Source organism: Kitasatospora sp. NPDC127116 (assembly GCF_042677365.1).
GTDB lineage: Bacteria > Actinomycetota > Actinomycetes > Streptomycetales > Streptomycetaceae > Kitasatospora > Kitasatospora lactacystinica.
The window spans coordinates 1-9,845 of sequence record NZ_JBHXTL010000216.1 but is presented as its reverse complement, the minus strand read 5'-3'; the positions used below and the strand labels follow the sequence as shown (position 1 = coordinate 9,845).

Annotated in this window: 9 protein-coding genes and 1 pseudogene; 8 read left to right on the top strand and 2 right to left on the bottom strand. The window is 73.4% G+C overall.

Annotated features, from left to right (window positions below):
• Window positions 1–11: 11 nt before the first annotated feature.
• The 4 genes and pseudogenes from ACFVHV_RS41970 to ACFVHV_RS41955 form a co-directional block, all read left to right on the top strand.
• Window positions 12–110 (top strand): annotated as a pseudogene (locus tag ACFVHV_RS41970) (hypothetical protein); the annotation flags it as partial.
• Between the two features lie 117 nt (window positions 111–227).
• Entirely contained in the window at window positions 228–1,631 is a 1,404-nt protein-coding gene (locus ACFVHV_RS41965) for a dipeptidase (RefSeq protein WP_359915376.1), read from the top strand.
• A 70-nt stretch (window positions 1,632–1,701) separates the two neighbouring features.
• Entirely contained in the window at window positions 1,702–2,643 is a 942-nt protein-coding gene (nudC, locus tag ACFVHV_RS41960; protein ID WP_359915374.1) for an NAD(+) diphosphatase, read from the top strand.
• Window positions 2,644–2,910: 267 nt separating this feature from the next.
• Complete coding sequence (locus ACFVHV_RS41955) at window positions 2,911–3,750, top strand: GntR family transcriptional regulator (protein WP_359915373.1); 840 nt, start codon at window positions 2,911–2,913, stop codon at window positions 3,748–3,750.
• Between the two features lie 41 nt (window positions 3,751–3,791).
• Here the strand turns inward: ACFVHV_RS41955 and ACFVHV_RS41950 are convergent, their stop codons facing one another.
• On the bottom strand, window positions 3,792–4,049 hold the full coding sequence (locus ACFVHV_RS41950; RefSeq protein WP_030058313.1) for a mycoredoxin: 258 nt from the start codon (window positions 4,047–4,049) through the stop codon (window positions 3,792–3,794).
• Between the two features lie 164 nt (window positions 4,050–4,213).
• Here ACFVHV_RS41950 and ACFVHV_RS41945 point away from each other — a divergent pair, with 164 nt between their 5' ends.
• The 4 genes from ACFVHV_RS41945 (at window position 4,214) to ACFVHV_RS41930 (ending at window position 8,144) form a co-directional block, all read left to right on the top strand.
• Entirely contained in the window at window positions 4,214–6,481 is a 2,268-nt protein-coding gene (locus ACFVHV_RS41945; protein ID WP_380358904.1) for an ATP-dependent DNA helicase UvrD2, read from the top strand.
• Window positions 6,482–6,751: 270 nt separating this feature from the next.
• The gene (locus ACFVHV_RS41940; protein WP_380358901.1) at window positions 6,752–7,210 is read left to right on the top strand and encodes a hypothetical protein; all 459 of its coding nucleotides are present in this window, start codon (window positions 6,752–6,754) and stop codon (window positions 7,208–7,210) included.
• A 170-nt stretch (window positions 7,211–7,380) separates the two neighbouring features.
• A complete protein-coding gene (locus ACFVHV_RS41935; protein ID WP_380358898.1) occupies window positions 7,381–7,749 on the top strand; it encodes a WhiB family transcriptional regulator in 369 nt (122 codons plus the stop codon).
• Window positions 7,746–8,144, top strand: coding sequence for a hypothetical protein (locus ACFVHV_RS41930; protein ID WP_380358895.1), 399 nt, complete (start codon window positions 7,746–7,748; stop codon window positions 8,142–8,144). Before ACFVHV_RS41935 ends, ACFVHV_RS41930 begins: the two co-directional genes overlap by 4 nt.
• A gap of 120 nt (window positions 8,145–8,264) precedes the next feature.
• Here the strand turns inward: ACFVHV_RS41930 and ACFVHV_RS41925 are convergent, their stop codons facing one another.
• The gene (locus ACFVHV_RS41925) at window positions 8,265–9,647 is read right to left on the bottom strand and encodes an ABC1 kinase family protein (protein WP_380358892.1); all 1,383 of its coding nucleotides are present in this window, start codon (window positions 9,645–9,647) and stop codon (window positions 8,265–8,267) included.
• Between the last annotated feature and the right edge of the window lie 198 nt (window positions 9,648–9,845).

Here is a 9,845-nt window from a genome sequence, read left to right as displayed (position 1 = left end):
CCAACCACCCGCTGCACGCCGCCGCCGTCTCGCTCGCCAACACCGACGGCCTGCTGCTGACCGGCCGGCTCTCGCTGCGCACCCCCCCGTGGCTGGCCGACCACGCCGTCGACGGTACCGTCCCGCGTCCTCGTCGCGGCGGGGGTGACGGAGGTTACAGCCCGGACGGCGCCCGGCAGCCGGACGGCCGGGGCGGGCACCCGCACGGGCGAACTACAGTCGTCGGTATGACGAGAACCCCGGACAGCGCCGTCCGCTCCTACATCGACCGGCACCAGGCCGCCTTCCTCGCCGACCTCGCCGAGTGGCTGGCCATCCCCTCGGTCTCGGCCGATCCGGACCGGGCCGGCGACGTGCGGCGATCGGCCGAGTGGCTGGCCGCCAAGCTCGGCGAGACCGGCTTCCCGGTGACCGAGGTGTGGGAGACCGAAGGCCTGCCCGCGGTGTTCGCCGAGTGGCCCTCCGGGGACCCGTCCGCGCCGACCGTCCTGGTCTACGGGCACCACGACGTGCAGCCCGCGGCGCGGGAGGACGGCTGGGAGACCGAGCCGTTCACCCCGACCGTGGTCGACGGCCGGCTGTACGCGCGCGGCGCCGCCGACGACAAGGGCCAGGTGTTCTTCCACACCCTGGGCGTGCGCGCCCACCTGGCCGCCACCGGCCGCACCGCGCCGGCCGTCAACCTCAAGCTGCTGATCGAGGGCGAGGAGGAGTCCGGCTCGCCGAACTTCGCCGAGCTGGTCCGGCGCGAGGCCGGGCGGCTGGCCGCCGACGTGGTGGTCATCTCGGACACCGGCATGTGGTCCGCGACCACGCCGACCGTCTGCACCGGCATGCGCGGCCTGGCCGACGCCCAGATCGACCTGTACGGGCCGGACACCGACATCCACTCCGGTTCCTTCGGCGGCGCGGTCCCCAACCCGGCCCAGGTCGCGGCGGAGCTGGCCGCCGGCCTGCACGACGCCGACCGCAGGGTCGCGATCCCGGGCTTCTACGACGGCGTCGTCGAACTGACCGATACCGAGCGCGAGCTGTTCGCCGAGCTGCCCTTCGACGAGGAGCAGTGGCTGCGGGTCGCCAAGTCGTACGGCACCCGCGGCGAGGCCGGCTACTCCACCCTGGAGCGGATCTGGGCCCGCCCGACCGCCGAGGTCAACGGCATCTGGGGCGGCTACACCGGCCCCGGCGGCAAGACCATCGTCCCCGCCTCGGCGCACCTCAAGCTGTCCTTCCGGCTGGTCGCCGGACAGGAGGTGGAGAAGGTCCGCGAGGCGGTGCGGGCCTGGGTGGCCGAGCGGGTGCCCGCGGGCGTCCGGTACGAACTGGTCTTCCCGGGCGCGACCCGGCCCTGCCTGACCCCGCTGGACCACCCGGCGCTCCGGTCCACCGTCCGGGCGATGGGGCGGGCCTTCGGCCAGAAGATCCTCTTCACCCGCGAGGGCGGTTCCGGCCCCGCCGCCGACCTCCAGGACGTGCTGGGCGCGCCGGTGCTGTTCCTCGGCATCTCGGTGCCCTCGGACGGCTGGCACTCGGTCAACGAGAAGGTCGAGCTGGACCTGCTGGCCAAGGGCGTGGAGACGGCCGCGTACCTCTGGGGCGACCTGGCGGAGAACTTCCGGCCGGGGGCATGACCCCGGGTTCGAGCACCATGGCAGCCAGATCACTCATCCGGATGATTCACCACGTGGGGATGGAACAGACGTGAGCACCGTGCCTGAGACCGAGCGCCCGTTGCACCTGGCACTGGCCCGGTCCGGGGTGGACCGGGCGGCCGAGCACCGCCTCGACGAGCCCTGGCTGGCGGCGGCCTGGAGCCACCCGAGCACCCGGGTCCTGCCGATCGCGGGCGGCGAGGCCTTCGTGGTCGACACCGCGCAGGGCACCGAACTCGTGCTGATGCCCTCCTTCGAGGCGCCGCAGACCGGCGACCGGTACTTCCTGGGCACCGACGAGGACGGCGTCTCGTACTTCGCGCTGGCCGGCGAGAGCCTGCCCGGGCGCCTGGACGGCGACGCCCGCCCGGCCGGGCTGCGCGAGGTCGGCGGGCTGCTGTCCGACCGGGACGCCGGGCTGCTGGTGCACGCGGTGGCGCTGGAGCACTGGCACCGGCTGCACAGCTTCTGCTCGCGCTGCGGGCACCCGACCGAGAAGGCCGGCGCCGGGCACGTGCGGCGCTGCACCTCCTGCGCGGCCGAGCACTACCCGCGCACCGACCCGGCGGTGATCATGGTGATCACCGACGAGCAGGACCGCTGCCTGCTCGGCCGCCAGGCGCTGTGGCCGGAGGGCCGCTGGTCCACGCTGGCCGGCTTCGTCGAGCCGGGGGAGTCGATCGAGCAGGCGGTGGCCCGCGAGGTGCAGGAGGAGGCGGGCGTGCGGGTCGGCGAGGTGCGCTACGTCGCCAGCCAGCCCTGGCCGTTCCCGTCCAGCCTGATGCTCGGCTTCCTGGGCCGGGCGCTGCCCGGCGGCACCGAGATCACCGTGGACGGCGAGGAACTGGCCGAGGCGCGCTGGTTCTCCCGCGAGGAGCTGCGGGCCGGGATGGAGGCGGGCGAGATCCTGCCGCCGTCCGGCATCTCGATCGCCCGGCACCTGGTCGAGCTCTGGTACGGGGAGCCGCTGCCCTCGGCGGCGCGCTGGTAGCCCTGCGGTAAAGCGGTCCGTACGAAGCGGTCGGCCCGAAAGCGGCCCGCCCGAATGGTGCCCGGACCAAGGGGGCGCGTGGAGAATTCCGCGCGCCCCCCTTTTACTGCGCAATCCCTTCCCGAATTCGCCACGACCAGCTGTTCGTATCCGGACGGGCCAGTTCTGCTACCGGGAGGGGCTCGCAGGGCTCCGAAGTCAACCCGCGCGGACGATATTGCCGGAAACGGCTGAAACCGGCTCGCCGTGCTCGCTACATTCACGAGGGTGACAATCCCCCGGGGCACCGCCCAATCCCCCAAATACCAGCGCCTCGCCGCCGACCTGCGCCGCCGGATCGCCGAGGGCGAGTTCACCGCCGACGCGGCCCTGCCGGTCGAGAGCGAACTGGAGCGCCAGTACGGCGTCGCCCGCAACACCGTCCGGCTCGCCGTCGACGTCCTGGTCAACGAGGGCCGCCTGGTCCGCCTCCAGGGCAAGGGCACCTACCTGCGCGAACACCCCGTCCTGGACCACCGCGCCTACGGGCCCGGCCTGACCCCCGCGCCGCGCGACTGCCTCGCCGCGCCCTCCGCCGTCTACCTCGGCGAGGCCGCCGAGGCCGGACGGGAGCTCGGCACCGACTTCGAGATGATGATCGTCCGGGCCCGGGTGGACATCGCCGAACGGCTCGGACTGCGCCCCGGCGAGGCCATCGTGGTCCGCCGCCAGCTGCGGCTGCTCGACCGCGAGCCGTACTCCATCGAGGAGAGCCACTACCGGGCCGGCCTCGCCGCCGGCACCCCGCTGATGGAGCCCGACCCCGTCGAGGGCGGCGACGAGGCGGTGCTCGCCACCCTCGGACGCACCGAGATCGGCGCCGTGGACCACCTGGTCGCGCGGATGCCCGGCCCCGAGGAGGCCCAGTGGTTCCAGGGCGGCCCCGGGGTGCCGCTGATGGTGCAGACCCGCGTCACCTACGACCGGCGCGGGCCCGTCCGGGTCATCGAGACCCGCTACTCGGCCGACCGCAGCAGGCTCGTCTACGGCGTCGGCGACCTCGGCGCCCGCACCACCCTGCCCGCCCCCGCCGCGCCCGTCGACCCGGCCCGGGCCGACGCGCCGTGACGCGCGCCGGCCCCCGGCGGCCCGGGCCGGACCCGGCGGCCTCAGGCCGCCAGGGCCTTCTTGACCTGCAGCAGGCTCGGGTTCGTCATGACGACCCGCTCGCCGCCGCCGGCCGGCGTCACCAGCACCGTCGGAACGGTCTGGTTGCCGTTGTTCACCGACTCGACGAAGGACGCCGACGCCGGGTCCTCCTCGATGTTGATCTCGGTGTAGCCGATGCCTTCGCGCTCCAGCTGGCTCTTGAGTCGGTTGCAGTACCCACACCAGGTCGTGCTGTACATCGTCACGGTGCCGGACATCGAGGGGGCTCCTTCGAAAGAGAGGTGCGTACGGTCTCCGGAGGCAACGTCCACCGGGCGGCGGGCATTCCGGTATGGCGTCGACCGTCGTACGGAGCGATCATCCTGCGATCGCACCGGGCCTGTGGACAACCCCCTCCGCGATGTCCCACCGGGCTGAGAGGATGGAACGCATGCAGGAAGACCTCTTGAGCGGCAGCCCCTACGACGGCCCCCACGGCTCCCCCTGGGCCGACCCCGGCGCCGCGACGGGCCCGGACGCCGTGCTCGCCGGGCTCGACCCCGAGCAGCGCGCCGTCGCCACCGCCCTGCAGGGCCCGGTCTGCGTCCTGGCCGGCGCCGGCACCGGCAAGACCCGCGCCATCACCCACCGGATCGCCTACGGCGTGAGCAGCGGCGTCTACCACCCCCAGCAGGTCCTCGCCGTGACCTTCACCGCCCGCGCGGCCGGCGAGATGCGCGGCCGGCTGCGCCAGCTCGGCGCCGAGGGCGTCCAGGCCCGCACCTTCCACGCCGCCGCGCTGCGCCAGCTCCAGTACTTCTGGCCGCGCGCCGTCGGCGGCCCCGTGCCCCAGCTCCTGGAGCGCAAGGTCCAGCTGGTGGCCGAGGCGGCCGGCCGCTGCGGCCTGCGCGTCCAGCGCACCGAACTGCGCGACCTCACCGCCGAGATCGAATGGGCCAAGGTCACCCAGATCGCCCCCGAGGACTACCCGGTGGCCGTCGCCAAGTCCGGCCGCGAGGCCCCCCGCGACCCGGCCGAGACCGCTCAGGTCTACCGCGTCTACGAGGAGGCCAAGAGCCGCCGCGGCAGCATGGACTTCGAGGACGTCCTGCTGCTCACCGCCGCGATCCTGGAGGACCGCCCGGACATCGCCGAGCAGGTCCGCTCCCAGTACCGGCACTTCACCGTCGACGAGTACCAGGACGTCTCCCCGCTCCAGCAGCGCCTGCTCGACCGGTGGACCGGCCCGGACGGCGGCGCCAGCCTCTGCGTCGTCGGCGACGCCAGCCAGACCATCTACTCCTTCACCGGCGCCACGCCCGACTACCTGCTCAACTTCCGCAACCGGCACCCCGGGGCGACGGTGGTCAAGCTGGTCCGCGACTACCGCTCCACCCCCCAGGTCGTCCACCTCGCCAACGGGCTGCTCTCCCAGGCCCGCGGCGAGGCCGCCCGGCACCGCCTGGAGCTCGTCTCCCAGCGCGAGGCCGGCCCCGAACCGGTCTACACCGAGTACGAGGACGAGCCCACCGAGGCCGAGACCACCGCCCGCCGGATCAAGGAGCTGCTCGCCGCCGGCGTGCGCGCCAGCGAGATCGCGGTGCTGTTCCGCACCAACGGCCAGTCCGAGGTCTACGAGCAGGCCCTCGCCGACCTCAACGTCCCCTACCAGCTCAAGGGCGCGGAACGGTTCTTCGAACGCCCCGAGGTCCGGGACGCCGGCGTGCTGCTGCGCGGCGCCGCCCGGGCCGCCTCCGACCCGCTCACCGACGACGCCCCGGACCTGGCCGGCCAGGTCCGCGCGGTGCTGGCCACCCGCGGCTTCACCGCCGAGCCCCCGGCCGGCTCCGGCGCCGTCCGGGACCGCTGGGAGTCGCTGGCCGCCCTCGTCCGGCTGGCCGAGGAGTTCGAGCGCACCCGCACCGAGGCAGGCCAGGGCACCGACCTCTCGGCCTACGTCGCCGAGCTGGACGCCCGCGCCGCGGCCCAGCACGCCCCGGCCGTCGAGGGCGTCACGCTCGCCTCGCTGCACGCCGCCAAGGGCCTCGAATGGGACGCCGTCTTCCTGGTCGGCCTCACCGAGGGCACCCTGCCGATCATCTACGCCAAGACCGACGAGCAGGTCGAGGAGGAGCGCCGCCTCCTCTACGTCGGCGTCACCCGCGCCCGCAAGCACCTCAGCCTCTCCTGGGCGCTCTCCCGCTCCCCGGGCGGCCGGGCGAGCCGCAAGCCCAGCCGTTTCCTGGACGGGCTGCGCCCCGGCTCCACCGCTCCCGGCGCGCGCACCGGCGCGCGCGGCGGGCGAGGGGGCGTCGAGCCCGGCGAGCGCTCCGCCGCGCGGCGGGTCCGCGGACCGGTCAAGTGCCGGGTCTGCGACAAGGTGCTCACCGAGGCCGTCGAGCGCAAGCTGCGCCGCTGCGAGAGCTGCCCGTCCACGATGGACGAGGGGCTTTACGAGCGGCTGCGCGAGTGGCGGGCCCGGCAGGCGAAGAAGCAGGGCGCGCCGGCCTACGTGGTGTTCACCGACGCCACGCTGATGGCGATCGCCGAGGACGTGCCCGCCGGCCGCGGGGAGCTGGCCGCCATCTCCGGGGTCGGCGCCCTGAAGCTGGACAAGTACGGGGCGGCCGTGCTCTCGTTGTGTGCGGGGGAGGAGCCCGAGGAGGACCCGGACGACGTCGAGGACGGCGGTTCGGACGATCCGGCCTGAGCCGGTCCGGGCGTGGTCCAGGAGGCCGCTCCGAGGGTTTCGGAACCCGTTGTGTGACGTGCCGAAGAACTCGCGTGAAAAATAGTTTGCGCCGCGTGCCGGGAGCGCAATAGCCTGCCGGAGCGGTCAAGGGGACGCGGTCGCACGGGGTGAAACCTGTGCCGACGCCCCTCGCCCGAGAGCTTCACCACAGCTTTACCGAGACAGACATCCGAACATTCGGAGCCAGGGAGACCAGGCTCCGCGAGACGCCGAGAGGAGGCGAAGACAGTGGGAAACATCATGATCACCAAAATGACTGGCCAGACCGTTGTCGCTGCCTCCCTGCGTGCCGCCCGTCTGCGGGCGCTCGCCGAGCTCGGTGGAACCGGTCTGGGTCTCGACACCACCGGTGTCTCCGTCGCCCCCGTTGTCAGTGGTCCTGGACACACTGATCTGTGCCTCACGGGCAGCAGGAGCGTCGACGGCACCACTGTCGAGACCGGTCTGTCCCGGGGCTGGGCCTCGTTCGGCACGCCGTGCTCCCTGCGCGACGAGCGACCGACCCAGGCACCGAAGGCGGCCGTAGCCGCCGCCATGCATGGCGGCTATGCGCAGGTCATCGGTGCCGAAAACGCCCAGAAGCAGAACGAGCAGCAGATTAACCAGGCCATGGCCGCCTTTACCGGCGCCGAGGCCGTCCGGATGTGGGCCTTCCGCGGCCCTGAACCCTGGAGAGAACGAACCTGAGCCAGCCTCAGGTCGGCACCTCCAGGGCCGCGGAACCCGTCACACCGGGATCCGCGGCCCTTCTGTTTTGTCCGGTACGCAAGACCACCCAGGCCCTCCGGGGCCTCCGGCCCAGCACCACCAGTCACCTGGGCCGGAACCACTGAGAAAAGACGAGGAAGACGCCCACAGTGTCCACGGTCATCACACCGCCCACCCCGTCCGTACCGCCGACAAGCCAGATCACCCAGGCCGACCAGGCCGACCCCCCGGAGGTTCCTTCCATGCAGCTCAGCTCGATCGAGCAGGCCGAGTCCCTCGGTCTCCCCATCCCCTGCCGCGCCTTCGACCCCGAGGTCTTCTTCGCCGAGACGCCGGCCGACGTCGAGTACGCGAAGTCCCTCTGCGGCACCTGCCCGGTGAAGGAGGCCTGCCTGGCCGGCGCCCTGGAGCGGCGCGAGCCGTGGGGCGTCTGGGGTGGCGAGCTGTTCGTCCAGGGCGTCGTCGTGGCCCGCAAGCGTCCCCGTGGCCGTCCGCGCAAGACCGAGGTCATGGCGTGAACCCCGCCCACGGCGCCAGGGTCGTCCGCCGGGGAGAGCAGCCCCCGCTGGACAGCGCCCTCCGTCGATCCGTGCGGATCGCCGCCGCCAAGGCCGACGCCGCAGCCCGCATCCCGTTCCCGAGCAAGCACCACGAGCAGGACCACCACATGAACCCCGCCGCCGTCGATCCCACCGCCCGCGCCGAGCAGGCCACCGAACGTCAGACCCAGAACAGGATCCTCGAAATGCAACTCCTCCACGAATCCCTGGCCCGTGCCCATATGCAAGACAGGCTGCACGAGGCCGAGAACCAACGGCTCGTCAACCGGGTCGCCCGGGCCCGCAGGCTCAGGCAGCGGGCCGAGCGGGCCTCGATGCGGGCCCGCAAGGCGCTCGCCGTCGCACTGATGTAGGGCCTTCGGCCCGGGGCCGTCCTCGACAGGCCCCTCCCGGACTCCGGTCCACCCCCGTCGTGCCGCAGGCCGCTCCCCGTCGTCGGGGAGCGGCCTGCGGCCGTTGTCACGGAGCCGGGGTCAGTCCTCGCGGACCCGGGCGGGCGCGGCGGGATCGGCGGGCCCTGCCGACGGGTGCCCGGCGAACTCGGGCAGCCACGCCAGCATCTCGGCGCGGAACGGTGCCTTGGCGCCCAGCTGGCAGAGCACCCCGATGGTGCTCAGCGTCACCCGGTGGATCAGCAGGTACGCGGGCGGCAGGTTCAGCTGCTTGCCCAGGTTGTAGGCGGGCGAGCGCGGATCGGCGATCCGGGCCGCCTGGGAGCGCATCCAGGTCCGGGTGAAGTGGAAGTTCTCCACCGCGGCCGGCTCGATGATCGGCAGCAGGTAGTCCAGCACCGCGTCCGGATCCAGCCGGATCGAGGGCTTCACGAAACCCTCCTCGCGCAGCATCCGGAGCACCCCGGCCGCGTCCCCGGCCAACGCCATCCGCAGCGAGGCCCCGATCGGCGCGGGCAGTCCGCCGGGCAGCCGGTCCACGGTGCCGAAGTCCAGCACGCCCAGCCGCCAGCCCGACACCGGGCCGTCGTCCTTCAGCAGCCGGAAGTTGCCCGGGTGCGGGTCCGCGTGCAGCAGTCCCGTCCGGGACGGGCCCGCGAACAGGAACCGGGCCAGCAGCTGCCCGGCGCGGTCGCGCTCCTCCTGGGTGCCGCCCGTGATCACCTCGGCCAGCGGGGTGCCGCCCATCCACTCGGTGACCAGTACCTGGTCGGCCTGGGCCACCACGCCCGGCACCACGATGTCCGGGTCGTCCGTGAACTCCTCGGCGTGCCGGCGCTGGGCCTGCGCCTCCAGCTCGTAGTCCAGCTCCTCCGAGACGCGCTCGCGCAGCTCGGCGATCAGCGGCTTGATGTCCAGCCCGGGGATCAGCGGTCCCAGCAGCCAGGCCACCCGGCTCAGCTGCGAGAGGTCCGCGAGCAGGGCGTCGCCCGCGCCCGGGTACTGCACCTTGACGGCGACCGTGCGGCCGTCGTGCCAGACCGCCTTGTGCACCTGGCCGATCGAGGCGGCGGCCGAGGGCCGGTCGTCGAACTCCAGGAACAGCTCGCGCCAGGAGTCGCCGAGCCGCTGGGCGAGCGCGGTGTGCACCTTGGCGGCGGGCATCGGGGGAGCGGCGTCCTGGAGCTTGGTGAGCGCGGCCCGGTACGGCCCGGCCACCTCCTCCGGGAGCGCTGCCTCGAAGACGGACAGCACCTGCCCGAACTTCATCGCCCCGCCCTTGAGTTCGCCGAGGACCTTGAACAGCTGGTCCGCGGTGGCCTGTTGGAGCTCGGCGGTGACGACCTCGGCGGAGCGGCCGCCGATCCGCTTGCCCAGGCCGAGCGTGGCGCGGCCGGCTATCCCCAGCGGCAGGGCGGCGAGCCGTGCCGTGCGGGTCATTGCCTTGCGCGGAAGATCGCTCACCCCGGGCCTCCATTCCCCGGCCCCCCGGTTCCGGGCGGCCGACCATCTCTACGCCATTGTGCCCGCTCCCTGCTGCGTGCCCCTCGGAATTCCGTGGGGCGGGGCCGGGAGTGCCCTCGCTTTGCGGGGAGTTGGGTGGCTTGGTCCGGTGGGGGCCGGTGGTTCCGCGCGGGAAGTCGGCTCGGCCGACTTCCCGCG

Excerpts from the sequence above, each read along its gene's own strand:
- ACFVHV_RS41950 (WP_030058313.1), bottom strand. The coding sequence starts at position 4,049 with ATGTCCGGCACCGTGACGATGTACAGCACGACCTGGTGTGGGTACTGC.
- ACFVHV_RS41965 (WP_359915376.1), top strand. The coding sequence starts at position 228 with ATGACGAGAACCCCGGACAGCGCCGTCCGCTCCTACATCGACCGGCAC.
- ACFVHV_RS41945 (WP_380358904.1), top strand. The coding sequence starts at position 4,214 with ATGGAACGCATGCAGGAAGACCTCTTGAGCGGCAGCCCCTACGACGGC.